The following is a 25,563-nucleotide window of genomic DNA, read 5'->3' as shown; positions in this document are numbered from 1 at the left end:
CCCGTGCCCAAGAAACAGCGCGTCGCGATCGTCGGCGTCGGCTACTCGACGGTGGGCCGTGACACCGGCCTGTCGCTGGACACCCTCACCGCCCAGGCGTCCATCGCCGCGATGGAGGATGCCGGTGTCAAGCCGGCCGACATCGACGGCGTCGTCGTGCACAGCTTTCCGCACCAGTACGTGTCGGCGACACACACCGCGGCGATGCTGGGCATCCCCGACCTGGCGTTCTACTCCGGGTCGGTCGACGGCGCCGCCTACTCGATGGCCGCGCAGCACGCCATCGCCGCCATCGCCTCCGGCAGCGCCGAGACGGTCCTGACCCTGCGCACCGTGCATCGCGCGGGCGCGGCGGGTGGCAGTTCGCTGGTCCCGGGCATGGAACGCGGCGCGCCCGGGCCTTTCCAGTTCACCATGCCCTACGGCTCCTTCACCGGCTCCCACTGGGCCGGGCTGTACATGCAGCGGCACATGGCGATGTACGGCACCAAGGAAGAGGACTTCGGCGCCTTCGCCGTCGCCCAGCGCGAGTACGCGATCGCCAACCCGTCCGAGTCCTTCTTCACCGAACCGCTCACCATCGACGACTACCTGAGCGCGCGCTACATCGCCGCGCCCCTGCGGTTGCTGGACTGCGACTACCCGGTCGACTCAAGCTCGGCACTCATTTTCACCACCGAGGAGCGGGCGCGCGACCTGCGCCAGAAGCCGGTGTTCTTCGAGTCCTGGGCGATGGGCACCACCCAGGAGAGCGACTTCAGCCTGGTCGAGGACATGACGCAGTCGTCCCCGTTCCGGGCCGCCCGGCGCATGTGGTCGCGCACGGACCTGAAGCCGTCGGACGTGGGCGTGGCGGGGCTGTACGACGGCTTCTCCTTCATCGCACTGCAGTGGCTGGAGGCGCTCGGCTTCTGCGGCATCGGCGAGAGCGGTCCGTTCGTGTCGTCCGGGCACACCCGGGCCGACGGGGTCATCCCGACCAACACCGACGGCGGCGCCTGCAACATCGGACGCCGGCACGGCGCGAACTACTTCATCGAGGTCACCCGTCAACTGCGCGGTACGGCGGGTGAGCGCGCGCTGCCGGGCCGGCCGACGGCCGGCGTGGTGAGCAACGCCGTCGGCCCGTTCTCCGGCTGCGCCCTCATCACCGCCGAGTGACGCGCCCTTGCGTACCCGGACAATGTCGGGCCCGTGCGGAGGGACTCCGCACGGGCCCGCCGCATACGCGGGATCACTCCTCGAACGGATCGCCCTCCAGTACGTCCGTGGTGAACAAGTACGGCGCGTTGAAGGTGTCCTGCGGGTCGGCGGCGAGCAGGCCGGGGCGCGGGCGGGAGGTCCTGATGCCCTTGCCGTTCAGCCACTTCTGAGCCGAGTCCAGGTCGTTGACCCGGAAGGTGATCGAGTAGATCATGTTGCCCCACTGAGCGACGTGCCTGCCCAGCGGCGAGTGAGGCCCGAGCGGTTCGGCGAGCTGGAGCAGGCAGTCGCCGAGGTGGACGGTCGCGAACTTGTACTGCCCGCCGTCGTCGACGCCCTCGGCGATCGGCACGGCCTGCATGACGTCGACGTAGGTCTTCACCGCCGATTCGAGGTCCTTCACCCCGAGGGTCACGTACAGCATGCGCTTGATGCCGAGCGGGTGGCTGGTCTCCCAGAACTTGCGCTGTGAGGACCAGGTTCCGAGCTCGCGCGGGTCGTCCGGCATGTGGACCTTGCACAGCTCGACCATGAGGCCCGCGGTGTCGCGTGGGCTCGGGTAGAAGTACTGCGTGTCGGGGTCCATCTCCTCAATCTTGCCGCCGCCCGGCCTGCCGATGTAAAGGCCCTTCCCGATCATCCGGTTGCCCAGCCCGACCAGGTCGTCCACCAGGTAGCCGACCGAGTGCAGGTGCTGACCGAACTTGGTGTAGAACTTCCCGACCGGCTTGGTCGCATCGACCGGCGTGTTGGGTGCCATCGTCTCGATGCACAGGTCGCTGATCATGATCAGTCCGGCCCACCTGTCCTCCGGCGGGAGGAAGTTGGGCTCGTCGACGCCCATGTAGACCAGGCCGCCGAACACGTCCTCGTAGAACTGGTTGAGCTTCGTGACGTCATCGGTCATGTGGACCGCGTGGATCATCATGCCGATGCCGAAGTCACCGGTCTTCTTCGCCTGCTTCCGCACGACCGTCCCTCCGACGGGTAACCCTTCCGTATTGCTTATCGTAAGGCTTACAGTCTCATCTTGCGCAGCGCCCGGACATGCCGGCGCGGCACATCGGACCGAGGGGTCAGTCGACCGGGACGAGGAACTGCAGGTCGGGTGGCGCGGTGGTCGTGTCCATCGCCGGGGACATGTCGAACCGGCCGTTGTCGAAGGCCGCGGCCAGCGCCTGCGCCGCGCTCGCCGCATCGGCGTCACTCAGCTCGTAGCAGCACAGGTACCGCCGGGGTCCGGACTCCTCACCGGTGCCCAGGACCGCATAGCGGCGCACGGCCGTGACGGCCGGGACGGCCTCGCGCACCTGCGGGACATGCGTGTTGACGTACCAGTCGTTGAACTCGTCCTCCGCCTCGGGGCCCGCCGGGCTGCTCCAGGCCAGGAACATCGCAGTGCTCATCCCACCATTCCTTTCACGGTGTGCCGGGTCGTGCGCCGTCCGCCCGGACTCACTCCGGGCGGCACATCATCGAGGGCCTTCGCAGGTGGCTGCGGGCGAGCCTGTCCATGCGTGCGTCCCGCTCGCCGGGGTGCGCCTCGCGCAGGGCCACGAGGACCGCGGACCGGACCGCGCCCACGTCACCGTCCGGGAGCACGTCGTCGACCACCCCGAGCCGTGCGAGTTCCACGGCGGTCAGCCGGAACGACCGCGCCAGCTCCGCCGCCCGGGACGCGTCGCGAAAGAGGACCGCGGCTCCCGGCTCCGGACCGATGACGGAGAACACCGATCCCTCCAGCAGGAACAGGCGGTCGGTGTACGCGAAGGCCATGGCTCCTCCGCTGCCGCCCTCCCCGACGCACACGGCCACCGTGGGCACGGTCAGGCCGGACATCGCCAGCAGCGTCCGGGCGATCTCACCGGCCACACCGTCGGCCTCGGCCGCCGGTCCGGGCTCGGCGCCGGGAGTGTCGATCAAGGTGAGCACCGGCAGCCGCAACCGTTCGGCGAGGTCGAACGCGCGCTGGGCCAGGCGGAATCCGGCCGGGAGTACGCGCGCGGCCGCGTCAGGTCGGCTGTGCCGGTCCATCGCCACGACGACGAGGCGTTCGCCCGCCATGACGGCCAGGCCGGCCCGGACGGCCGGGTCGCCTCCCCGCAGCTCCACCCAGCCCTCGGTCAGCAGGGCACTCCACTCCAGCCCCGAGGGGCGGCGGGGATCCCGCGCGTGCAGGACGGCGGCCCAGGGGTCGCGGGGCATCGGCTTGCGGGGAGCCGGCAGCGGACGCCCGGGCGGGAGTCGCAGCGCCGGCCCGGGACCGTACAGCGCGTCGCCCAGCCACACCCAGTGGGCCTCGGGTCCGACGAGTGCGTCGACCCGCCCCTGCGTGTAGGCGGCCTGCGCGGTGTGCGAGTCGGCGGGCGGGAAGGAGCCGGTCACCTGCGCGACCACCCGGGGACCGGCGAATCCGATCGTGGCCCCGGGCTCGGCGGCGAGGACGTCGGCGAGGGAGGCCCAGGACGCGTAGACGCCGCCGGTCGTGTGCGGCCGCAGCACCGCGGCGAACGGCAGGCCGGCGCGGCGAAGGCGCCCGACAGCGCCGGCCGTGCGCGCCATCTGGGTCAGCGAGACCAGGCCCTCCTGCAGCCGCGCACCGCCGCTGGCCACGAACGCGGCGACCGGCAGCCGCTCCTCTCGGGCTCGGTCGAAAGCGCGCACGATGCGTTCACCGGCGGCCACACCCATCGTGCCGCCGTGCCGGTCGAACCGGCACTCGATCACCACGAGGGGACCACGGGGATGCTCGGCGACACCCGTACGGACGGACTCGTCCTGCGGGGCCGGAGCGTCGTAGCCGGGGAAACGGAGCGGGTTCGCCGAGGCGAGATCGGCATCCCACTCGTGCGTCAGCGAAGGCATGGACAGGCCCACGTGATTGCGCTCGACGGTCATGGAGTTCCCATCGAAGGGGTGCCATCGAGCGTGAGGCTCGGGCGAACAGATTGATGGTCCACCAACCATCTCAATTCCCGAGCCGCCCGACAACGCGGCAAACGTCACACCCGCGACATCGGAAAATGCTGGTCACACGCACTGACAAGGCATCCCGAAAGGTATACCGTAAAGCCCATCCGACTTCCATCTGGAGGCCCGCTCCATGACTGCCGAGAACTCCGCCCGGTCGACCTCCGCGGCCACGCTGTACATCGACGGAACGTGGCGGGCAGCCGCCTTGGGCCGGGAGTTCGACGTGTTCAACCCCGCCGACGGGTCCGTGCTGGGCGCGGCCTCGGACGGATCGGCGTCCGAGGCGCGGAGCGCGGTCGACTCCGCCGCGGCGGCGTTCGCCTCGTGGTCGCGCACGACCGCCTACGAGCGGGCGGCGTACCTAGAGCGCGCGCACGCGTTGATGCTGGAGCGCGCGGAGGACCTCGCCGTCCTCATGACCAAGGAGCAGGGCAAGCCGCTGAAGGCGGCCCGCAACGAGGTGCGCTACGCCGCGGACTTCCTGAGCTGGTACGCCGAGGAGGCCAAGCGGGTCTATGGCGCGACCATCCCGAGTTCGCGGGCCGGCCACCGCTTCATGACGATGCGTCAGCCGGTCGGCGTGGTCGCCGCGATCACTCCATGGAACTATCCGGTCTCCATGATCACACGCAAGGTGGCACCGGCGATCGCCGCGGGGTGCACGATCGTGCTCAAGCCGGCGGAGCAGACCCCGCTGTGCGCCGTCGCGGTCTTCCAGGTGCTGCACGACGCAGGCCTGCCCGCGGGTGTCGTCAACCTGGTCACCACGAGCGACCCGGCGCCGGTCGGCGACGCCCTGCTGGACAGCCCGGCCGTCCGCAAGCTGACGTTCACCGGGTCGACCGAGGTCGGCATGATGCTGGGCGCCAAGGCCGCGCAGACCGTCAAGCGGGTGTCGCTCGAACTCGGCGGTCACGCCCCGTTCCTGGTCTTCGGCGACGCCGACCCGCGGCGCGCCGCGAAGGGCCTCGGCCTGGTGAAATTCCTCAACACCGGTCAGGCGTGCATCTGCCCCAACCGGGTGTTCGTCCAGCGGGAGTTGGTCGACGACTTCCTCGACGTCCTCGTCCAGCGGGTGAGCGCGATGAAGGCCGGCAACGGGCTCGACCAGGACGTCAGCATCGGCCCGCTGATCGACGAGGCCGCCATGACGAAGATGCGGCGGCAGGTGGCAGACGCCGTCGGGCACGGAGCGAAGGTGCTGACCGGCGGCGAACGGCTCACCGACCCGCGCCTGCCGGGCGGCCGGTTCTTCGCCCCCACCATCCTGACCGACGTGACACCACGGATGGACATCTACCACGAGGAGACCTTCGGCCCGATCGCCCCGGTCATCGCCTTCGACGACGAGGACGAGGCCATCGCCATGGCCAATGACACGGCCTACGGTCTCGCGGCGTACGTCTACACCGAGAACCTCTCCCGCGCCTTGCGGGTCACCGAGGCGCTGCGCTTCGGCATCGTGGGGATCAACGACATCAACCCGACGAGCGCCGCCGCGCCGTTCGGCGGCACGAAGCACAGCGGGCTGGGTCGCGAGGGCGGACCGCAGGGCATCGACGAGTACCTCGACACCAAGCTGGTCGGCATCACGCTGTGACTCCTCGCGGACGTGCCTTTCCGGTGCGTGCACGGCGCACCCGTCGGCCCGCGCCGCTCTTCAAGTACGGCGCAGCCGCGGGCGTCAGACGCAGCCCCGCCCGGCCACCGACACTGTCCCCTCACATGTCGGTGGCCGGGCGGGGCGGTGCTGTGCCTCAGGCGTCGGAGCGCGGGAAGTTGTACAGACGGCGGGCGTTGAGTTCCACCATCAGGCGGACCTCGTCGTCCGGAACGTCGAGCATGACGTTCTCGAGCAACTTGCGGGTCTGGGGCCAGTTGCTGTCGGAGTGCGGGTAGTCGCTCTCGAACATGATGTTCTCCACGCCGATCAGATGGCGTGTGAACACACCGGCCCGGTCGGAGATGAAGCACCCGTAGACGTGGTCCTTGAACAGTTCCGAGGGACGGACGTCCTTGTTGACGTCGTTGTACCAGCGGTGCCGCTCCCACACCACGTCGATGCGCTCAAGCATGTACGGCATCCAGCCGATCCCGCCCTCGGACAGCGCGACCTTGAGGTTCGGGTGCTTGTGGAAGACGGGCGAGAGCAGCAGTTCCGCGGTCGCGGACATCGAGTTGAGGCCGAACAGCGAGATGCCCACGGTGAAGTTCGTGCTCATCGCCTCCGGTGAGGCCTGCGGGCTACCGCCCGACCCGAAGTGCAGCGAGAGCGGCAGGTCGTGGGCGGCGGCGGCCGCGAGCACCGGGTCCCAGTGGTCGCTGTGCCATGACGGCAGATCCCGCCGGTCGGGCAGTTCCGGGAAGGTCACGCTCTTGGCACCCTTGGCCGCTGTCCGCTCGATCTCGGCCACGCTCTGCTCGACGTTCCAGTACGGCACCATCACCAGCGGAATCTGACGTTCGGGATAGGCCGCGCACCACTCGTCCAGGATGAAGTCGTTGTAGGCCCGGACGCACGCGGCCGCGAGGTCGAGATCCTTCGACTTCGCAAATCCGCTGCCGGCGAATCCGCCCATGTTCGGGAAGCACATCTGGGCCCAGACGCCCTCGAGGTCCATGTCCCGGATGCGGTCGTGGATGTCGTGGCAGCCCGGAAGCATGTCGTCGTAGCTGCGCGGATCGAGCCCGAAGTCCTTGGGATCCTTGCCGGCCACCGCGTTGAGGGCCAGTGTGCCGGCGAGCGCGCCCTCGTAGATCCATACGTCGCTGCCGTCCGGCCGGTGCTCGATCCGGGGGCCGGCCTCCCGGTATTTCTTGGGCAGGCGGTCGGTCCAGACGTTCGGGTGCTCGATGACGTGGTCGTCCACGGAGACGATCTGGGCATCAGGTGGCAGCATGCGGTCCTCCACATTCCAGTCAGCAAGGTGTCACCCACCTCGCCTGAACTCCGCGATCACACGCGGAGGCGGCTCAGTCGGTGTCGGTGATCTCGATGCGCGCTCCCCCGGCGTCGACCGGGGCGAGGAGGAGACTGTGCCGGCCGAACTGCTCGAACCGCACATCCCTTCCCACCAGGAACGTCCGCGCCGCGAGCAGATCCCGCACCGTGAAGGTCAGGCAGAAGATCCGCTCCCCGCGCTCGACGAGATGGCCGCCGGCGAGGTCCGCCCGCGAGCCGGTCGCCGAGCCGACGAACTCGACGGCATGGTCGTCGAACCGCACTCCGTGCCCGGCCATGTTCAGGTGCCGTCGCTCGACGACGTACGCCTCCCGGCCCACCAGCGCGGCGAGATCGGCGGCGGCCTTCTCCGGCTGTGCCGCGACCACCTTGACGGTCGCGCCGCCCACGAGCCCGAGGGCATGTTCGTCCGACCAGAAGGCGGGTTCGCGGTCCACGAGGTCGCGGTCATGGCTCTCGGCGCGGCGGTCAGTGAGCCCGATCGCCAGGCCGTGCATGTCCTTTGGGCGCACGAAGGCGCGGCCGTCGGCGTCTTCGCCGACCCGGACGCCGTGCTCTCGCAGCGCCGTGACGGCATCGCCCAGGGAGGACACCTGCCACTGCAGCGAATCCCAGCCGTTGCCGTCGGACCGGAGTGCGACGGCCCCGCCCGGCGCGGTCGGGGCGAACGTCTCGACACCGGTGCGATGGATCAGGACCAGGGCATGCCTGCTGCCCGCCGGCCCGTCCCCCCACCGCCGGAGAACCCGTGCGCCGAAAACGTCCTGCTGCAGAGTCAGCTCCGCGTCCAAGGACCGCGTGAACAGGTTCACCTGCCCGAGACGTTCGACCGCGAGAGGGGCCCGCATAGTGGCCCTCCGTCCTCATCGACGATACCGATAGCCCTACTGTAACTACCTCGCCACATCGGGGCAAGGACGTGGGAGCCCGCTGCGCCAACACGCCCGGACTTCGGCCGACAGCACTGCGCACCACCACTGGAGGGAGCTTCCCGTAATTGATACGGTATGGTGCACCACAGCCCCTTCGAAGCCCGGAACGGTTCAGGTTCCGCTCGACGTCGTCGCCGGAAAGGTCCGAGCCGTGGCCCAGACTCCCCCGCCCCGAATCGCCGTCATAGGCGCCGGCCCGTCAGGGTTCTACGCGACCGATCACCTCGTGCGCGCGGGCATGGCCGTCGATCTCTTCGACTGCCTGCCGACCCCCTACGGGCTGGTGCGAGCCGGCGTCGCACCCGACCATCCCAAGATCAAGTCTGTGGCCCGCGTCTTCGAGCGCACGGCCGCGCATCCCGCTGTCCGCTTCTTCGGCGGCGTCGAGTTCGGCGAGGCGATCACCCGCGCCGAGGTGCTCGAACGGTTCACGGCGGTCGTGTACGCGATGGGCACCGAACTCGACGCACGGCTGGGCATCCCCGGCGAGGACCTGTCCGGATCGCATCCGGCCACGCACTTCGTCTGCTGGTACAACGGCCACCCGGCCCACGCGCACCGGAGGTTCCACCTGGGCGGCTCCCATGCCGTGGTCGTGGGGAACGGCAATGTCGCGCTCGACGTGGCACGTATGCTCGTACTGCCCGAGGAGACCCTTCGCACAACCGACGCCTCTGACCGGGCGATCGACGCGCTCGCCTCCTCATCGCTGCGCCGGGTGAGCGTGCTCGGCCGGCGCGGCCCGGTCCAGTCCGCCTTCAGCACACCGGAGTTGCTGGAGCTGGGCCGGCTCGACGGCGTGGATGTCGTCGTCGATCCGGCCGAGCTCCAGCTCGACCCGCACAGTGCCCGGGAGCTGGCCGCTCACGGGGCCGACTCACCGGCGGCACGGCGGCTGGCGCTGCTCACCGAGTTCTCCCGGCGCCCGGCCTCGCCGGGCAGCCGGCGCATCGAACTCCGCTTCCTGCGCTCGCCCGTCGAACTCCTGGGTGATCCTGCGGGCGAGCGCGTGAGCGCGGTCCGCACCGCGCACAACGTACTGGAAGCCGATCTGGACGGGCGCGTCGTCGCGCGGCCGACCCACCGGCACGAGGTGCTGCCCTGTGACCTCGTCATACGCGCGGTCGGTTATCGCGCGCGCCCGGTCGAGGGCCTTCCGCTGGATCCGCACACCGGCGTCCTGCGCAACGTCGCCGGCCGGCTGGTGGGCCCCGACAGCGTGGCCCTGACCGGTGAGTATGTCGTCGGCTGGGCCAAACGCGGGCCCTCGGGGGTGATCGGCACGAACAAGTCGGACGCCGAGAACACCGTCACGGCCCTTCTCGACGACCTGCGCCGGGGACGGCTCAACGGACGTGCGAGTGCCGCGCCGGACGAGGTGCGGGCATGGATCCGCCGTGGTGTTCCGGCCTCCGTCGACTGGAACGCGTGGCTGTCGATCGACCGTCACGAGCGGGCGAGGGGCGAACCGCTCGGGCGACCGCGCGTCAAGCTCACCTCGCTCACCCAGATGCACGACGTCGTCGACCGGGCGCGCGCCGACGCGGTTTCGGATGCGGCGCGGCTCGCGCCACGAACGTGAGGAGGCAGTCCGTCATGCCGTATGTCATCACCACCAGGTGCGTCGACCTCAAGGACCGCGCGTGTGTGCGCGAGTGTCCGGTCGACTGCATCTACGAGGGTGCCCGAGCCCTGTACATCAATCCGGAGGAATGCATCGACTGCGGCGCCTGCGCACCGGTGTGCCCGAACGACGCCGTCTACTTCGATCAGGAAGTGCCGGAAGCCCTTCAGGCGTCGATCGCCGACAACGCCGCCTTCTTCTCCCTTCCGCTGGTCGACGGGGCGCCGCTCGGCAATCCCGGCGGAGCGCGGTCCGTGGGTCCGGTCGACGCCGACACCCCCCTCGTCGTGGCGCAGCCACCGCAGGTCGGCGCCGGGGCCTGACCGACTCGAACCTCACCCGGCGCGGGGCCGACACACGCCCCGCCGCCCCCAGGAAAGGACACAGCACATGAAAGCATCCGTCGACTCGGCCAAGTGCAGCGGTCACGCGCGCTGCAACGCGGTCGCCCCGCAGGTCTTCACCGTGGACGACGACGGCTACAGCGACATCGGCTCCGACAAGGCGGTGCCCCCGGAGCTGGAGGCCGCGGCGCGCGCCGGGGCCACCAACTGCCCGGAGCGCGCCATCACGCTCAGCTCCTGACACGCGAATGCGGCCGCCGGCGTCGTCCTTCAGTCGTCGGCGGCCGCGTCGAGCCCGGCGATCGCCGCTCGGGCTGCCGAGAGCAGAAGCCCGCCCTCGCGGGCGGACACCATCGAGTCGGCCAGCAGTGCGACGTCCTTGCCGAGCGTCGGCCGGGCCTGGGACCGGGCGACGGCCGCCAGTCCGCCGGCACGAGCGTACATTTCGACGCCGAAGCTCCGGCCCGAGCCGCCCGCGAGCACCTTTCCGAAGGCCACGGGATCGATCCCGTGGCCTTCGGCGATCCGGAAGGCGTCCGCCGCGAGGGCGAGGTGCGCGGCAAGCATGGCGTTGTTCAGCAACTTGGCGTGCTGGCCCGCACCCACGGGTCCCACGTGCACGACCTCGGCGGAGAACGTCCGCAGCAGCGGCTCGAAGCGGGCGAACGTGCTCTGCTCGCCGCCGACCATCGTGATGAGTTCGCCCGCCTCCGCGCGGATCCGGCCACCGCTGACCGGGGCGTCCAGCAGGTGCAGACCGTACGTCGCGGCCTCGCGGGCCAGTGCCCGCACCTCGTCGGGCGAGATCGTGCTGTGCACCGCGATCGTCGCGCCGGCCGGCATCGCCGGTGCGACACCGGCCGGCCCGAAGAGGACCTCCCATGTGCCGGCCACGTCGAACAGGCAGGTCCCGAGCAGGTCGACGCCCTCGCCGAGGTCGGCGAGGGCGTCGGCCACCCGGGCCGGACCGGCGCGGAAGGGGTCGAGCGTCTCGGGGCGGCGGGCCCACACCGTGCAGTCGACCCCCGCCGCCGCGATGCGCGCGGCGATGGGCGCGCCCTGGTCGCCCAGGCCGACGAAACCGACGCGCATCAGTCCTCCTCCGCGCTGTGCAGCCGGATACCGCTCGATCAGATTTTGAGATGTCCTCCGGCGTCGCAGTTGATGAACTGCCCGGTGATGTAGCGCGACTCGTCCGAGGCCAGGAAGACGATCACCTGGCTGACGTCCGAGGGTTCCACCCACGGCACCGGTATGGCCTGCATCACCGGGAACGCCTCGGTCGCGTCCTCGCGCGTGGGGTGCTCCAGATCCGGCCGGAACGTCTGGTACATGGCCTCGTGGTGGAGCATGTCGGTGTTGCAGTTGGTCGGGTGCACCCCGTTGAGGCGAATGGAGTGGGGCGCCAGCACGAGCGCGAGGTCATGGACAAGCGAGACGAGCGAGCGCTTGGCCCAGGCGTAGGCCACGCCGCCCGGCTCCTTGCTCGGGCCGCCCTTGACCAGGGCGGCGAGGGAACCGGTGACCACCAGCGAGGCACCGGCACCGAGGTGCGGAATCGCCGCGTTGAGGGTGTTGAGCACGCCGCCGAAGTCGACGCCGCTGACGTCCACCCACGCCTGCAGGGGCTGGTCCTTCGTCATCGCGCAGATACCGGCGTTGGCCACCACGACGTCGATCTTGCCGAACTCCGCGACGCCGTCGGCCACCGCCTTCCGCATGGCGGCCCCGTCGCGGACATCGGCCTGGATGGTGAGGATCCGCCGGCCGAGCGCCTCGACCTCCTTCACCGTCTGTTGCTGATCCTCCTGCGTCGCCATCGGGTAGCTGATGGTGTCGAAGGAGGTGAGATAGTCGACCGCGATGATGTCCGCGCCCTCGCGGGCGAGCTGGACGGCGTGACTGCGTCCTTGCCCGCGTGCGGCACCGGTGATCAGTGCGACCTTGCCCGTAACCCGACCTGTCATGTCGTTTCTCCTCGCCGACGGGGCCTCACCTGGACGGTGACGCGCCGTCTTCCTCATGCTGGTGAATTCGTCCGTGACGGCGCCTGCGGGTGCAGTCCGTCGACAACGTCCAGGGCGTCCCCGAGTGCCGTCCGTTCCGTGACCAGCGCCCGCAGCCGCGTCACGACGCGGGCGAGACCGAATCCGAGGACGCCGGTCAGCTCGCCGTGACGGCTGTAGAGGTACAGCGGCCGGTCTCCGCCCGCACCGGTCATCCGTACGGTGATGTCGGCGCCCGCGTCCGGTTCGCCGACGCACTGGATCTTCGTGCCGTACTGGTCGCTCCAGAAGTACGGCACCTCGTCGAGCACCCGGCGCTCGTGCCCGGCGATGCCACTCGCCACGATCGCCGCCTGCTCGGTCGTGGTGGTCCAGTGCTCGATCCGCCGGTGCCGACCGGTGCGTGCATTGACCCAGCGCGCGACGTCGCCGACGGCGTAGACGTCCTCGTGGGACGTCCGCCCGGACGCGTCGCACACGACGCCGTCGTCGACCGCGATCCCCGAGCCCTCGACCCACTCGGTGTCCGGGACGACGCCGAGGCCGACCACCAACGCGTCGAGCGCGACACTCCTGCCGTCGGAGAGCCGGACCGCGGAAAGGTTCTCACCGTCCAGGACGACCTCGTCGATCGTCACCCCGCACCGCAAGTCGACCCCGGCCGCCCGATGGCGTCTGGCGATCTCGGCTCCCGCTTGCGGACCGAGCGCGTGTGACAGTGGCGCCGAGCGGACCTCTACGAGGGTCACGTCGCAGCCCGTCTCCCGGGCACTGGCCGCCACCTCGCACCCGATGAAGCCGGCACCGAGCACGCCGATGCGGCCCCGGCCCGCGACGGCCGCAGCGATGTGGGCGGCGTCCTGTGCGGTGCGCAGGGACCAGACGTTCGCCGCGGCACCGGCGGCTTCCCACCGGCGGGCCCGTGCGCCGGTCGCGATGACGAGCACGTCGTAGGGCAGCTCTCCGCCGCCCTCCAGGTGGACTCGGCGAGCCGTGGTATCCACGCCCCTCGCCACGGTGCCCAGCCGCAGATCCAGTCCGAGGGCGTCCAGTTCCTTCGGCTCGCGCAGCAGTGGCGGGTTGGCGCGCGTGCCCTTCAGTACCTCTTTCGACAGCGGCGGCCGGTCGTAGGGCGGCTCGGCCTCCGCGCCGACCACGACGACGGACCCGCCGAAGCCGAGCCTGCGCAGTTCCTCTGCCACGGTCAGACCACCGAGGCCGGCGCCCACGACCACCACCTGCCGCACGTCGGCCCTCACGTGCTTTCCTCTCCGCTGCACGCCCCGCTGTGGCCGGTGCTCGGTGCGGTCACGTGACCGCACCGAGGAGTTTCAGATCGATGATCTCCTCCTCGGACTTGCCGAGGTCGCGCAGTACGTCGTCGGTGTGTTCGGCGAACTGCGGAGCCCGTCGGCTCTTCACGGGTGTCTCGTCGAACTGGACCGGGTTGGCGACGAGTTCCCGCTCCACCCCGTCGGCGTCGACGACCTTGGTGATGAAGCCGTTCTCGCGCAGCGCCGGGTCCATGCCGACCTCGTAGGCGTTCTGCACGAGTGCCCACTGTCCCTGCGCGCCCTCCATCCGCCGGCACCACTCGTCGAGGGTGATACCGCCGATGATCTCCGCGACGATGTCACCGCCCTCGGCGCCGTGCTCCAGGACGGCGCCGCCCGCGAAGCGCGGGTCGGTCACCAGTTCCGGCCGTCCCATGCGCTCGCAGAACTCGGGCCAGTACCTGGTGGGCTGGAGCATGGTCAGCAGCAGCCAGCGGCCGTCGGCCGTGCGGAAGGACCCGGCCAGCGGGTTCGACGACGAGCCGTGCCGCGGCTCCTGGACCTTGGGCAACGGGCCGCCGACGAGCAGGGCCTGGTTGACGGAGTACTGGGTCGCCCAGGCGCCGAGGCCCAGCAGGGACACGTCCACGACCGACGGCTCGCCGGTCGCCTTGCGGGCGTACAGCGCGGCCGCGATGCCGCCGGCCATGGTCAGGCCGCCCATTGAGTCGCCGTACGCGCCCGACGGCATCCTGGCCAGCCGGTCGGCGCCGACCGGCGTGACGCCGTCGGCGCTCCCAGCCCTTCCCCAGAACGCCGTGCTGTCATATCCGCCCTTGCCCGCGTCCTCGCCCCGGGCGCCGAAGCCGGTGCCGCGGACGTAGATGATGTCGGGATTGACCGCGCGGATGTCGTCGACGTTGATGCGCAGCTTCTCCCGCGCGCTCGGCAGGAAGTTCGTGACGAACACGTCGGCCGAGCGGATCAGCTCGTCCAGCAGCGCACGGCCTTCCGGCACCTCCAGGGCGATGCCGACACTGCGCTTGCCCCGGTTCGGGCCCTCCATGATCGGGAAAAAGGATGTCGTCGGCACGACGTCGAGGCCGAGCAGTTTCACCAGGCCACGCTGCGCGTCGCCGCGGACCGCGTGCTCGATCTTGATGACCTCGGCCCCCCACTCGGCGAGGACCCCGCCGGACGCCGGCACGAACGTGTACTGGGCGACCTCGACGATCCGTACGCCTTCCATGGGACGTTTCACGGGTACTCCTTGCTTGTCCGGTGCCTTGCTTGCCCGGTGCCTTGTCCGGTGCTGAACGCGGGATCTGTGGCGCGGCGGTCGAGGACCGCTCAGCCGATGTACCCGATGAGCTTGGTCTCGAGGTAGGTCTCGAACCCCTCGACGCCGTTCTGCCGTCCGATACCGCTGGTCTTGTAGCCCCCGTACGGTCCGTCGGCGCCGTACCACCTGCCGCCGTTCACCGAGATCGACCCGGCGCGGATGCGGTGCGCGATGGCCATGGCCCGCTCGGGCGAGGCCGAGAAGACTCCGCCGGACAGCCCGTAGCTGCTGTCGTTGGCGATGCGGATCGCGTCCTCGTCGTCGTCGTAGGCGATCACGGTGAGGACGGGGCCGAAGATCTCCTCCTGGGCGATCGTCATGGAGTTGTCGACATTGACGAACAGCGTGGGCTCGATGAAGTAGCCCTTGCCGAGGTGAGGCGGCCGGCGTCCCCCGACGACCAGTTCGGCGCCCTCCTCGACGCCCTTGTGGATGTACGCCAGGACGCGGTCGCGCTGGTTCGCGCTCACCTGCGGGCCCTGGATGTTGCCCGGGTCGGTCGGATCGCCGTACGGGATGTTTTCCATGACCGACTTCAGGATCGCCACGCCCTCGGCATACCGGGACCTGGGCAGCAGGACGCGGGTCTGCAGCGCGCATCCCTGCCCGGCGTGCGAGCAGACGGCTCTGGCGCCCGGCAGCACCTGGGCCAGGTCGGCGTCGTCGCAGACGATCATCGCAGACTTGCCGCCGAGTTCGAGGAACACGCGCTTGAGCGTGGCGGCGCCCTTCTCCATGATCCGCTTGCCGGTGACCGTCGAGCCGGTGAACGAGATCAGGTCCACCCGCGGGTCGAGGGTGAGGGCCTCGCCGACCAGGTGGTCGGAGGACGGAACGATGTTCACCACACCGGCGGGGATGTCGGTGTGCTCGGCGATGAGCCGGCCCAGGCGGGTGGCGTTCCAGGGGGTGTCCGGTGCGGGCTTCACGACGACCGTGTTGCCTGTGGCGAGGATCGGGCCGAGCTTGTTGGCGGTCACCTCGAACGGGTAGTTCCACGGGATGATCGCGCCGACGACACCCTGCGGCTCCTTGACCACCTTCCGCTTGCTGGCCATCCCGAAGGCGTTCCCGTCGGGCAGTTGCCGCTCCCATGGGAACTGCTCGATGTACTTGGCCGGCCAGCGCAGGGCGTCCTCCAGAGGGGAGTCCAACTGCAGCCGGGTGACCGCCACCGGGGTGCCGGCCTCGGCGACGAGCTCGGCGCGCATGTGCTCGCGTTCGGACTCCAGGGCCTCCTGCAGCTGTTCGAGGCAGCGTCGGCGGAAGGCGTGGTCGGTCGCCCAGTCGGTCTCGTCGAACGCCCGCCGGGCCGCGGTGACGGCCTGCGCCATGTCCTCGTGCCCGGCGTCGGCGACGCTGCCCAGCACTTCCTCGGTCGCGGGGTTGATGTTGTCGAAGAGCTTGCCGGACGCCGCTTCGACGAGCTTGCCGTCGATGAGCATGCGGCGTTCCGGTGTGAACGGACCGACGCTGGTCTCGATCATTTGCGCTACCTCTCCGTGGGTGCGGACATCGCGGGTGACGTCACGGTCGGCAACGGCGGGGGGCGGCGCTTGACCGTGGGTACGCGGCGGCGGTCCCCCCGGCAGGGCTCGGCCGACGCCCGGTTCCTGCGGTGACACCGCAGGTCGCAAGGGCGCCAGCCCCTCCGTCCACGCTAACGAAAGGCTTTCTGGAAGCCATATCGTATGGCTTCCAGGCAGGGGTGTCGAGATCCGTGCACGCCTCAGCTCGGCGTGTGTTCCCGTGTTCCGGGTCAGGCGCCGGTCGGGCCGGACGGGCTCAGTTCGTCGACCAGACCCCAGTCCAGGGCGCGTTCGGCGGTGAGCGGGCAGCCGGTCAGCACGAGATGGAGGGTGCGCCAGCGGCCGATGCGGCGCGGAACGCTGACCGTTCCGCCGGCGCCGGGGATCAGGCCCATGCCCAGTTCGGGCAGGCGGAAGACGGCTCCCGGGTCGGCGACGACCCGGGAGGCGAAGGCGGGCAGCTCGATCCCGGCGCCGATGCAGTTGCCGTGGAGGCGGACGGTGACGCGGTCGCGCAGCTTGTGCAGGGGAAGGGCGGCGCCGGCGCGGGTGCGGATCAGATGTGCGGTGTCCAGGTCGCGGGCGACTCCGAATTCGCCGAGGTCGCCGCCGGAGCAGAAGGAGGGCCCGTTGCCGCTCAGGACGACCTCGGTGAGGGTGTCGTCCAGCAGTGCGAGGTCGAGCGCGGCGACGAGGGCGTCGCGCAGTTCCCGGCCATAGGCGTTGTGCCGTTCCGGCCGGTTGAGGGTCACCCGCAGGACGTCCCCGTCCCGGCACACGAGCACGGGATCGGCCGGGGCGGGCGGCGGCGGCCGGCGGGGAGCGCGGGCGGCCTGCCAGCGGGCGAAGCGACGGCCCGCCAGCAGTGTGGAGTAGGCGAGCGACTCGGCGTCGAGGGCCTGTCCTACGGTCAGCCGCGGGCCGGTGCGCAGCAGACGGCCCAGGATGACGGCCGCCTGGGGGCTGTCCGCGGCCGCGCGCACCAGGGTGCGGGCTGTCGCCTCGGGGTCGTCGACTGCGACCAGACGCCGATCGGCGCTGTCGACGGGCACGAGTGTCAGGTCCAGCGCGTCCAGCAGCGGTGGGACGAGGTGGCGTGTGCCGTCGGTCGTGCGGGTGAGGCCCACCAGCAGGCGGTCGCACTCCGCGGCCCGGCGCACCGCCCGGCGCAGCACTGTCTCGTCGGCGGCCGGCTGGTCCAGGTCGACGACGACCAGCGGATCCTCCACGGTCCCGTCCGCACCGAGCAGCTCCGCCTGTGCCGCGCCCGCGGCCAGGTCCTCGACACGGATCATGGTTGGTGCAGCCACCTCCTCGTTCTACCATCCGGGCATGGTCACTGGGGCACCGCAGTCAGCCGCTGCCGCGGCAGACGCCTGGGCACGCAGTGGAGTGATGTGGCTGACCGGGCACGCCGGCGGGACTCCGCTGGTGCCCATGGGCGAGGCGGCCGCTCTCGCCGCGCGCCTGGCCGCGCACATCGGGCGGGCCGGCGCGGAGGCGGGCCGTCCGGTACGGGTGGACGGAGGGCGGCTGCTGGCCGAGCGGGCGGCGCTGACCGGCGCCACTCGCAGGGGGCGGGTCTCGGTGGGCGGCGGGTGCCGGTTGCTGCCCACGGCGGACGGCTGGGCGGCGGTCTCCTGCGTACGCCCGGACGACCCGCTGCTGTGGAGCGCGCTGATCGGGCATGAGCTGGACGAGTGGCTGCCGCGGCGACTGGCCACCTGGCTCGCCGCGCACAGCACGGCCGAGCTGGAGGAGCGGGTGGCGCTGCTGGGACTGGCGGCCGGGGCGGTACGCGGGTGGCCGGGCGGGGGGCTGGAGGCGGATGCCGTACGCGTGCCGCGCCCTGGCCGGCCCCGCTCGGTGCGCGGCATGCTGGTCGTCGACTTCAGCGCACTGTGGGCCGGTCCGCTGTGCGCGCACCTGCTGGGGCTGGCCGGGGCGGAGGTGGTCAAGGTCGAGGTGCCCTCGCGTCCGGACGGTGCGAGGTTCGGCAACCGGGCCTTCTACGACCTGCTGCACGCCGGGCACCGCGCGGTGGCACTGGACCCGGCCGACCGGGCCGACCGAGCGGCGCTGCACGCGCTGGTGCGCGCCGCGGACGTGGTCGTCGAGGCCTCCCGCCCCCGGGCCCTGGCCCGGTTCGGCCTGGACGCGGCGGCCGAGGTGGAGCGCGGCTGCACCTGGGTGTCGATCACCGCCTACGGCCGGTCCGTGGACCGGGTGGGGTTCGGCGACGACGTGGCCGCGGCAGGCGGCCTGCTGGCCACCGACGACCAGGGAACGCCGGTCTTCTGCGGGGACGCGATCGCCGACCCGCTGACCGGTCTGACGGCCGCCGCGCTGGCGATGTCCGAACCCGAGGGCGGTGGCGGAGTGCTGTGGGAGGTGGCGATGGCCGATGTGGTGGCGGCGACGGTACGCGCGCATACGGCCCCCACGGCGCGCGCGCTGCCCTTGGACGGCGGTGACGGCTGGCAGGTGGACACCGGCGCGGGCCTGGTCCCGGTGGCGGCGCCGGTGGCCCGCACGCCCGCCGGTGCCGCGCCGATGCTGGGCGCGGACACCGGTGCGGTGCTGCGCCGGCTCGGGATCGCCGTACCATGACCGGCCTGCTCATCCGCGGCGCGGAGATCGACGGAGAGCTCCTGGATGTGCGGATCGGACGCGGCCGGGTGCTGGAGACGGGCCGCGCCCTGCCGCGCGCGGGCCGTGCGGAGCACGAGCTCCAGGCGCACGGTGGAGCCCTGCTGCCCGGGTTGACGGACCATCACCTGCACCTGTTCGCCACCGCGGCGGACCTCGCCTCCGCCGCGTGCGACCCGGCCACGGTCCACGACGCGCAGGGGCTGGCGCGGGCCCTGCACCGCGCCGGCCCCGACCGGCACGGCTGGGTCCGGGGGGTGCGCTACCACGAATCCGTGGCGGGCGAGTTGGACGCGGCCCGGCTGGACGCGCTGCGCGCTGACGTGCCGGTGAGGGTGCAGCACCGCAGCGGCGCGCTGTGGATGCTCAACTCCCGTGCTGTCGCGGCCGTCGGCCTGGCCACGGCCGATCACGCCGGGGTGGAGCGGGACGCCGACGGCCGCCCGACCGGACGGCTGTGGCGGGCGGACGCCTGGCTGCGCGGTCGCCTGCCGCCCGGCGCCCCGCCCTCGCTGGCCGACCTGGGCCGACGACTGGCCGGATACGGCATCACCACGATCACCGACGCCACGCCCGGCCTGGACGCCGCCACGGTCGCGGCCGTGTCCGAGGCGATGGCCCGCCAAGAACTGCCGCAACGGGTGCATCTGCTCGGCGCACCGCTCACCGGCAGCCCGCCCGAACGGTCCGGTCCGCGATCCGGCCCGTGGAAGATCGTCATCGCCGACTCGGCGCTGCCCGGCTTCGACGAACTCGCCGAAGCCGTCGAGGCGGCGCACCGGACCGGCCGGCCGGTCGCCGTGCACTGTGTGACCCGCGAAGCGATCCTGCTGCTCCTGGCGGTACTGGAGGAAGTGGGTACGCTCCCCGGCGACCGGCTGGAACACGCGTCCCTGACTCCTTGCGAAGTCCTGCCGACCGTACGGCGCCTGGGCCTGCGGGTGGTGACCCAGCCGGGCTTCCTCGCCGACCGCGGCGACGACTACCGGCGCGGCACACCCGCCGACGAGCACGGCGACCTGTACCGCTGCGCGTCGCTGCGGGCGGCCGGGATCCCGGTGGGCCTGTCCAGCGACGCGCCCTACGGGCCCATCGACCCCTGGGCGGTCATGCGCGCCGCCGTGCAGCGGCGCACCGGCTCGGGCGCCGTCCTCGGCCCCGGCGAACGGCTCACTCCCGCCCAGGCAATTACGGGCTACCTCTCCACTGCCCAGCGGCCGGGCGACTCGCCACAGCGGATCCACCCGGGGGCGCCGGCCGATCTGGTGCTGCTGCGCGCCCCCATAGCCCAGGCACTGGCCCTCTTGGACGCCGAGCTGGTACGGCTGGTGCTGATCGGCGGTCGTCCCGTGGCCGGCGATGACACCGGACCCGCACAGGACGCGTGAACAGCTGCGCGGTTCACCGGCGCCGTGGGCTTGATCCGCTTGGACGGACATCCGAGATCAGGAGTTGTGCGCCGGGTGACGCAGCAGAGCACCGGAAAGAAAGCGGCAGGCATCGACGGGGACGTTGCGCTGAGAGGTCGTTTTCCTCTATTTTGTGCAACTTCACGCGCCACAGGCAGGCGCTTGCGTCTCTCACGTATCGGGTTCCTGCGCAGAGCGGCGGGAGTAATCGCTGATATCAACTCCCCTTGGAATGAGACGGGCTTCCTCGGATGAGACGGGCAATGTGGGCCTCCCTCGCGCCCCGTCAATCGCTCCAACCCCTGAGGTATCTCAAGGCCCACTCCGCCGCGGGGACTTGTTGGGATGAAACGTAATCTATAGAGGAATACGACCTCTTAGGAGTCATTAGAGCCAGACAACGACGCGTGCCGACGGTCAGGCGCCGCAGGCCCCGTTTCCGCCGAGGCTGGTCATGGCGCGGTACAGCTGCTCCCCGGTGAGCGGCGGTGCCGGCAGCGGGTGGGCGCGGTCGGTTCGGAAGCCGTCGAGCAGAAGGTAGAGGTGGCGGCGCCAGGCGTTTGGGGCGATGGCGTGGGTGGCCTCGGTGACGCGGCTGTGCGACCAGATGACGAAGGCGAGGTCCTGGGGGGTGAGGTCGGGGCGCAGGCTGCCCTGCTCCTGCGCGCGCTCGACGATGTGTACGCCGAGTTCGCGGATGCGGGTCTGGGCGCCTGCCAGGCAGGCGCTCTCCGGCAGTCGTATGGAGGCCAGGTCGTTGAACCCCCGGTCCTGTGACTGGAGTTCGCACATGGTCTCCAGGAAGTGGCACAGCCCCGCCCAGGCGTCGTCCATGGTGACGGCCTTCTCGGCGGCCTCCCGCCAGAGGGTCAGCTTCCCGGCGAAGGTTGTCTGCACCAGGTCCAGCCGGGTGGGGAAGTGCCGGTACAGCGTGCCGATGGCCACCCCGGCCCGCTTGGCCACCTGCTCCAGGGATGCCTCCAGGCCCTGCTCGGCGAAGCAGGAGCGGGCCGCGGTGAGCAGGGCCTCGCGATTGCGCTGCGCGTCGCGCCGCAGGGGGCGGGCAGGGGCCGGGTTCGAGGCGGAGGCGGACGGACGGTCGATGGCCATGCCACTCAGCCTATCAACCGGAGGGCAGCCTCATATTCTCTGCTACGCTCCAGAACATGAGGCCGCCCTCGACTTTCAGTCCTGACCGCTGTCGGGGCGGGAAGTGCGCCTCATCCATTCAGTCCGTCCGACCACAGGAGCACCACCCATGCCCGTCATCGCCGTCATCGGAGCAGGCCCAGGCCTGGGCCTGTCCATCGCCCGCCGCTTCGGAAGGGAGGGTTTCCAGGTCGCCCTGGTCTCCCGGACCCAGGACAAGCTCGACGCGCTCGCCGCACAGCTCGCCGAGGAGGGCATCGAGGCCGCGGGCTTCGCCGCGGACGTGACGCGTCCCGACTCGCTGCAGTCGGCGCTCGCCGCGGTCGCCGACCGGTTCGGCGCCATCGACGTACTGGAGTACTCACCCGCCGACCCCACATTCGCCGGCGCCGCCGCCGTCGACGCCACCGCGCAGGACCTCCACAAGCAGCTCGACTACTACCTCTACGGAGCGGTCGCCGCGGTCCGTCAGGTGCTGCCCGCCATGCTCGAACGCGGCAGCGGCACCCTGCTGTTCTCCACGGGCGCCTCCTCCATCCGGCCGAGCGGCGGCGCGTTCGGCAGCATCGGCGTCGCAGCGGCGGCCCTGCGCAACTACGCCATGGCCCTGGGCATCGACCTCGCCGAGCACGGAGTGCACGCCGCACACGTGGCCATCGGCGTGTACATCGGCAGCGGTCCCGGCACCGAGCCCGAGACCATCGCCGAGCACTACTGGGACGCGTACACCAAACGCGACCAGGCCGAGATCGTCCACACCGCCCCCGGCGGCACCCGGTGAACACCTCCGGCTTACCCGCGGCGAACACGGCCACGCCACCCATGGTGATAGCTCTCATTGCACACGATGCGAAGAAACATGAACTGGCCAAATGGGCCCAGGCGCAACACGCCTGGCTCATGGGGAAGCGATTGGTAGCCACACGTAGTACGGCGCGCGTTGTGACCGAGTCGACGGGGTTACCCGTCGACTCGGTCGAGTCGGGGCCGTTGGGTGGAGACCAGCAGATCGGCGCGCTGGTCAGCACCGGACAGGTGACCTGCCTGGTGTTCTTCTGGGACCCGCTGGGAGTCCACCCGCACGCTCACGACGTGTATGCACTGCTGCGCCTCGCGACCCTGTACGACGTTCCCACCGCCACAAACCCGGCCACGACACATGCTCTTGCCGACTCGCGGTTCCCCTCGCGGATGCCGCAGCCAGGGCGATTGCAAAATCATGATGATCCGGTCACCGGACCCGGCTCTCGGCGAGAGCGCCTCGGCACCTACCGAACCACCCACCCCTGAACGTGGAGCCCCATTGTCTACTCTCGCACGCTGGTGCTACCAACACCGGGTCGTCGTCGTGCTGCTCTGGCTCGGCCTGCTCGGCGGACTCGTTGCCGCTTCGCAGAGCGCCGGAAGCGCCTACAACAACAGCTTCTCACTGCCGAACAGCGAGTCCAACAAGGCCCTGAACCTGTTGAGATCGTCCTTCCCCGCTCAGGCCGGCGACACGGACACCGTGGTCTGGCATGTCGACTCCGGCTCCGTCCGCGACAGCGCGACGAGGGAGCGGATGACCGACACCCTGGACAAGATCGCCAAGCTGCCCGAGATCAGCGGTGTCACCAGCCCCTACAGTGCGCAGGGCTCGGCCCAGATCAGCAAGGACGGCCGCACCGCCTACGCCCAGGTGAACTTCGCCAAGGTCCAGCAGGACCTCGACGATGCGGACGTCCAGCGGGTGATCGACACCGCTGATGCGGCCAGGACCGACGGCCTGCAGGTCGAACTGGGCGGCCAGGCGATCAAGAGCACCGAGCAGGCACCGCCGGCCACCAGTGAACTCATCGGCGTGTTGGCGGCCGCCGTGGTGCTCTTCATCGCCTTCGGCTCGCTGTTCGCCATGCTGTTGCCGATCCTGACCGCGACAGCCGGGGTCGGCACCGCCATCCTCGCCACGGGCCTGCTCAGTCATGGGATGACCATCGGTGAGATCGCCCCGACCCTGTCCACCCTCATCGGCCTGGGTGTGGGCATCGACTACGCCCTGTTCATCGTCACCCGGCACCGCAAGGGCCTGCAGTCCGGGCTCGACGTCCAGGAATCCCTGGTCAGGGCGGTGAACACCTCGGGACGTGCCGTACTCTTCGCCGGCGGCACCGTTTGCATCGCCCTGCTGGGCATGTTCGTCCTGCAGACCGAATTCCTCAACGGAGTCGCCGTGGCTTCGGCGCTGACGGTGGCGCTGACCGTCCTCGCCGCGGTGACCCTCCTTCCGGCCCTGCTGGGACTGCTCGGCATGCGGGTTCTCGGCCGGCGGGCGCGGCGCAGGCTGGCAGCCGGCGAGCCACTGCCCGAGAACGCCACATCCGGCCCCTGGGTCCGCTGGGCCGCTGTGGTCGAGCGGCGCCCCCGTGTGCTGTCCCTGGTCGCGCTGGTGGTGATGGTCGCCCTCACCCTCCCCGTCTTCTCCCTGCGCCTGGGGTCGTCGGACGCGGGCAACAACCCGGCGTCCACCACCACCCGCAAGGCCTACGACCTGCTGGCCGACGGATTCGGCCCCGGCTTCAACGGGCCACTGCAGCTCGTCGCCCAGGTCCCCTCGGCCGCGGACAAGGCCGCCCTGACGAAACTGTCCGCCCGGCTGGAGAACGTCGAAGGCGTCGCGAGCGTCACCGCGATGCCCATCCGGCCCGGCTCCACGGTGGGCATCGTCCAGGTCTTCCCCACCGCCTCCCCCCAGGACAAGGAGACCTCCGACCTGATCGACCGCCTACGTGACGAGGTGATCCCCACAGCCGAGAAGGGCACCGCCCTCAAGGTCTACGTCGGCGGACCGACCGCGATGTTCAACGACTTCGCGACGGTACTCACCGGCAAGCTGCCGCTGTTCATCGTGGTGATCGTCATCCTCGGCGGGCTGCTGCTCATGCTCGCCTTCCGCAGTCTGCTGATCCCGGTCGTCGCGGGGGTGATGAACCTGCTGGCCGCCGGAGCCTCCTTCGGCATCCTGATCGCGGTGTTCCAGTGGGGCTGGGGCTCGGAAGCCCTGGGACTCGGCAGGGCAGGTCCGATAGAAGCCTTCCTCCCCGTGATGATGATCTCCATCCTGTTCGGACTGTCCATGGACTACCAGGTGTTCCTGGTCAGCCGAATGCATGAGGAGTGGGTGCACACCAAGGACAACGCCCGCTCGGTGCGCGTCGGCCAGGTGGAGACGGCGCGGGTCATCACCGCTGCCTCCGCCATCATGGTCTGCGTCTTCATCGCCTTCGTCTTCGGCGGCCAGCGCACGATCGCGGAGTTCGGCATCGGCCTGTCCGCCGCGGTCGCCCTGGACGCCTTCGTCCTGCGCACCATCCTGGTCCCGGCATCCATGCACCTGTTCGGCAAGGCCAACTGGTGGCTCCCGGCCTGGCTGGACCGCAGGATGCCCCACCTCTCGGTCGACCCACCCGACGAACCCTTCCCGGCCTCCGCACAGGACAGCCCGGCCCCCGAACCCGAGCCGTCCGCGCGTTCCTGAAGCCCGCCCCTGCGCCACAAGGCGGAACAGGCACCCGTGGTGGGGCGTCCCGGAGATCATGAGCCGGGACGCCCCACCAGAAGGCCATAGGCCGTATGAATCTCTGCCCGAGGTGACGGCGCCCCCGTGCCGCGCCCCGCCCGGTCGCACCACTCCCACGCCCCTGCGCCTATGCCGCCGCCGAGGCAGTCGCCTCCGGACGCGCGGGCGTCATACCCAAGATCCACGCCGGCGCCGCCGAGGGACTGCGAGTCCTGCACAACGCCCGCACCTCGGCCGTGAAGGCCAAGCGGTTCTTCCGCCGTCTGCTCAAGGAGTACGAGTACGTGCCCCGGGTGATCGTGACCGACAAACTGCGCTCCTACGGCGCCGCCCACCGCCAGGTCATGCCCTCGGCCGAGCACCGTCAGTCGAAGTACCTCAACAACCGGGCCGAGAACAGTCACCAGCCAACGAGGCAGCGGGAACGCGCCATGCGGCGCTTCACCTCACCAGGGCACGCCCAGAGATTCCTGTCCGCTTTCAGCGGCATCTCAGCCCACTTCCGCCCTCGCCGCCACCTGCTCACAGCCCGTGACTACCGCACCGAAATGACCCACCGTTTCACCATCTGGCGCACCGTCACCGGCTGCGCCCCCGCGAATGCCTGACGG

The 25,563-nt window shown here is 70.7% G+C and carries 22 protein-coding genes and 1 pseudogene; 11 read left to right on the top strand and 12 right to left on the bottom strand.

Going from position 1 to position 25,563, the window contains the following annotated elements:
- Nucleotides 1–3 precede the first annotated feature (3 nt).
- Nucleotides 4–1,161 (top strand): thiolase family protein, encoded by a 1,158-nt coding sequence (locus tag ACIBK3_RS19095; protein ID WP_266531566.1) that lies wholly within the window; start codon nucleotides 4–6, stop codon nucleotides 1,159–1,161.
- A gap of 73 nt (nucleotides 1,162–1,234) precedes the next feature.
- Here the strand turns inward: ACIBK3_RS19095 and ACIBK3_RS19090 are convergent, their stop codons facing one another.
- From ACIBK3_RS19090 to ACIBK3_RS19080, 3 genes are all read right to left on the bottom strand, one after another.
- Nucleotides 1,235–2,173, bottom strand: coding sequence for a VOC family protein (locus ACIBK3_RS19090; protein WP_266586740.1), 939 nt, complete (start codon nucleotides 2,171–2,173; stop codon nucleotides 1,235–1,237).
- A 106-nt stretch (nucleotides 2,174–2,279) separates the two neighbouring features.
- Nucleotides 2,280–2,609, bottom strand: coding sequence for a DUF4286 family protein (locus ACIBK3_RS19085; protein WP_266586738.1), 330 nt, complete (start codon nucleotides 2,607–2,609; stop codon nucleotides 2,280–2,282).
- A 49-nt stretch (nucleotides 2,610–2,658) separates the two neighbouring features.
- Nucleotides 2,659–4,101, bottom strand: a complete 1,443-nt coding sequence (locus ACIBK3_RS19080; RefSeq protein WP_266586736.1) for a carboxyl transferase domain-containing protein — start codon at nucleotides 4,099–4,101, stop codon at nucleotides 2,659–2,661.
- Nucleotides 4,102–4,306: 205 nt separating this feature from the next.
- On the opposite strand from ACIBK3_RS19080, the gene ACIBK3_RS19075 reads away from it, so the two are divergent.
- The gene (locus ACIBK3_RS19075; RefSeq protein ID WP_266586734.1) at nucleotides 4,307–5,776 is read left to right on the top strand and encodes an NAD-dependent succinate-semialdehyde dehydrogenase; all 1,470 of its coding nucleotides are present in this window, start codon (nucleotides 4,307–4,309) and stop codon (nucleotides 5,774–5,776) included.
- 157 nt (nucleotides 5,777–5,933) lie between these two features.
- On the opposite strand, the gene ACIBK3_RS19070 is transcribed toward ACIBK3_RS19075, so the two are convergent.
- Both ACIBK3_RS19070 and ACIBK3_RS19065 read right to left on the bottom strand, forming a co-directional pair.
- Complete coding sequence (locus tag ACIBK3_RS19070; RefSeq protein WP_266586732.1) at nucleotides 5,934–7,076, bottom strand: amidohydrolase family protein; 1,143 nt, start codon at nucleotides 7,074–7,076, stop codon at nucleotides 5,934–5,936.
- Between the two features lie 73 nt (nucleotides 7,077–7,149).
- Nucleotides 7,150–7,986 (bottom strand): hypothetical protein, encoded by an 837-nt coding sequence (locus ACIBK3_RS19065; RefSeq protein WP_266586730.1) that lies wholly within the window; start codon nucleotides 7,984–7,986, stop codon nucleotides 7,150–7,152.
- A gap of 235 nt (nucleotides 7,987–8,221) precedes the next feature.
- Between ACIBK3_RS19065 and ACIBK3_RS19060 the strand changes: the two genes are divergently transcribed.
- The 3 genes from ACIBK3_RS19060 (at nucleotide 8,222) to ACIBK3_RS19050 (ending at nucleotide 10,279) form a co-directional block, all read left to right on the top strand.
- Nucleotides 8,222–9,652 carry an FAD-dependent oxidoreductase gene (locus ACIBK3_RS19060; RefSeq protein WP_269652471.1) on the top strand — a complete coding sequence of 477 codons (1,431 nt, stop codon included), beginning with the start codon at nucleotides 8,222–8,224 and terminating at the stop codon, nucleotides 9,650–9,652.
- A 14-nt stretch (nucleotides 9,653–9,666) separates the two neighbouring features.
- Nucleotides 9,667–10,017, top strand: a complete 351-nt coding sequence (gene fdxA, locus ACIBK3_RS19055; RefSeq protein WP_266586726.1) for a ferredoxin — start codon at nucleotides 9,667–9,669, stop codon at nucleotides 10,015–10,017.
- Nucleotides 10,018–10,084: 67 nt separating this feature from the next.
- Nucleotides 10,085–10,279 carry a ferredoxin gene (locus tag ACIBK3_RS19050; protein WP_266586724.1) on the top strand — a complete coding sequence of 65 codons (195 nt, stop codon included), beginning with the start codon at nucleotides 10,085–10,087 and terminating at the stop codon, nucleotides 10,277–10,279.
- Nucleotides 10,280–10,308: 29 nt separating this feature from the next.
- Here the strand turns inward: ACIBK3_RS19050 and ACIBK3_RS19045 are convergent, their stop codons facing one another.
- From ACIBK3_RS19045 to ACIBK3_RS19020, 6 genes are all read right to left on the bottom strand, one after another.
- Nucleotides 10,309–11,130: an NAD(P)-dependent oxidoreductase gene (locus ACIBK3_RS19045; protein WP_266586722.1), complete on the bottom strand. Its 822-nt coding sequence runs from the start codon at nucleotides 11,128–11,130 to the stop codon at nucleotides 10,309–10,311.
- A gap of 38 nt (nucleotides 11,131–11,168) precedes the next feature.
- Complete coding sequence (locus ACIBK3_RS19040; protein ID WP_266586720.1) at nucleotides 11,169–12,005, bottom strand: mycofactocin-coupled SDR family oxidoreductase; 837 nt, start codon at nucleotides 12,003–12,005, stop codon at nucleotides 11,169–11,171.
- Between the two features lie 53 nt (nucleotides 12,006–12,058).
- On the bottom strand, nucleotides 12,059–13,303 hold the full coding sequence (locus tag ACIBK3_RS19035) for an NAD(P)/FAD-dependent oxidoreductase (RefSeq protein ID WP_266586718.1): 1,245 nt from the start codon (nucleotides 13,301–13,303) through the stop codon (nucleotides 12,059–12,061).
- A 49-nt stretch (nucleotides 13,304–13,352) separates the two neighbouring features.
- A complete protein-coding gene (locus ACIBK3_RS19030; protein WP_266586716.1) occupies nucleotides 13,353–14,579 on the bottom strand; it encodes a CaiB/BaiF CoA-transferase family protein in 1,227 nt (408 codons plus the stop codon).
- A gap of 89 nt (nucleotides 14,580–14,668) precedes the next feature.
- The gene (locus tag ACIBK3_RS19025) at nucleotides 14,669–16,147 is read right to left on the bottom strand and encodes an aldehyde dehydrogenase family protein (protein ID WP_266586714.1); all 1,479 of its coding nucleotides are present in this window, start codon (nucleotides 16,145–16,147) and stop codon (nucleotides 14,669–14,671) included.
- A gap of 272 nt (nucleotides 16,148–16,419) precedes the next feature.
- Nucleotides 16,420–17,484 carry an enoyl-CoA hydratase/isomerase family protein gene (locus ACIBK3_RS19020; RefSeq protein WP_266586712.1) on the bottom strand — a complete coding sequence of 355 codons (1,065 nt, stop codon included), beginning with the start codon at nucleotides 17,482–17,484 and terminating at the stop codon, nucleotides 16,420–16,422.
- Nucleotides 17,485–17,521: 37 nt separating this feature from the next.
- On the opposite strand from ACIBK3_RS19020, the gene ACIBK3_RS19015 reads away from it, so the two are divergent.
- Together ACIBK3_RS19015 and ACIBK3_RS19010 are read left to right on the top strand one after the other, a co-directional pair.
- The gene (locus ACIBK3_RS19015; RefSeq protein WP_326670783.1) at nucleotides 17,522–18,799 is read left to right on the top strand and encodes a CoA transferase; all 1,278 of its coding nucleotides are present in this window, start codon (nucleotides 17,522–17,524) and stop codon (nucleotides 18,797–18,799) included.
- Nucleotides 18,796–20,226, top strand: coding sequence for an amidohydrolase family protein (locus tag ACIBK3_RS19010; protein WP_266586708.1), 1,431 nt, complete (start codon nucleotides 18,796–18,798; stop codon nucleotides 20,224–20,226). The genes ACIBK3_RS19015 and ACIBK3_RS19010 overlap by 4 nt, the downstream gene beginning before the upstream one ends.
- 438 nt (nucleotides 20,227–20,664) lie before the next feature.
- Here the strand turns inward: ACIBK3_RS19010 and ACIBK3_RS19005 are convergent, their stop codons facing one another.
- On the bottom strand, nucleotides 20,665–21,357 hold the full coding sequence (locus ACIBK3_RS19005) for a TetR/AcrR family transcriptional regulator (protein ID WP_266586706.1): 693 nt from the start codon (nucleotides 21,355–21,357) through the stop codon (nucleotides 20,665–20,667).
- 148 nt (nucleotides 21,358–21,505) lie between these two features.
- Between ACIBK3_RS19005 and ACIBK3_RS19000 the strand changes: the two genes are divergently transcribed.
- The 4 genes and pseudogenes from ACIBK3_RS19000 to ACIBK3_RS18985 all read left to right on the top strand — a co-directional run.
- Nucleotides 21,506–22,177, top strand: a complete 672-nt coding sequence (locus ACIBK3_RS19000; protein ID WP_266586704.1) for an SDR family oxidoreductase — start codon at nucleotides 21,506–21,508, stop codon at nucleotides 22,175–22,177.
- Between the two features lie 41 nt (nucleotides 22,178–22,218).
- Nucleotides 22,219–22,686, top strand: coding sequence for a methylglyoxal synthase (locus ACIBK3_RS18995; protein WP_269648612.1), 468 nt, complete (start codon nucleotides 22,219–22,221; stop codon nucleotides 22,684–22,686).
- Nucleotides 22,687–22,699: 13 nt separating this feature from the next.
- Nucleotides 22,700–24,910, top strand: coding sequence for an MMPL family transporter (locus tag ACIBK3_RS18990; protein WP_269648611.1), 2,211 nt, complete (start codon nucleotides 22,700–22,702; stop codon nucleotides 24,908–24,910).
- Nucleotides 24,911–25,161: 251 nt separating this feature from the next.
- Nucleotides 25,162–25,560: pseudogene (locus ACIBK3_RS18985) on the top strand (DDE-type integrase/transposase/recombinase); the annotation flags it as partial.
- Nucleotides 25,561–25,563 lie beyond the last annotated feature (3 nt).

The organism is Streptomyces sp. NPDC050287 (genome assembly GCF_044459385.1).
Taxonomy (GTDB): Bacteria; Actinomycetota; Actinomycetes; order Streptomycetales; family Streptomycetaceae; genus Streptomyces.
The sequence above is the reverse complement of the archived record's forward strand: the minus strand, read 5'-3'. Positions and strand labels throughout refer to the sequence as shown.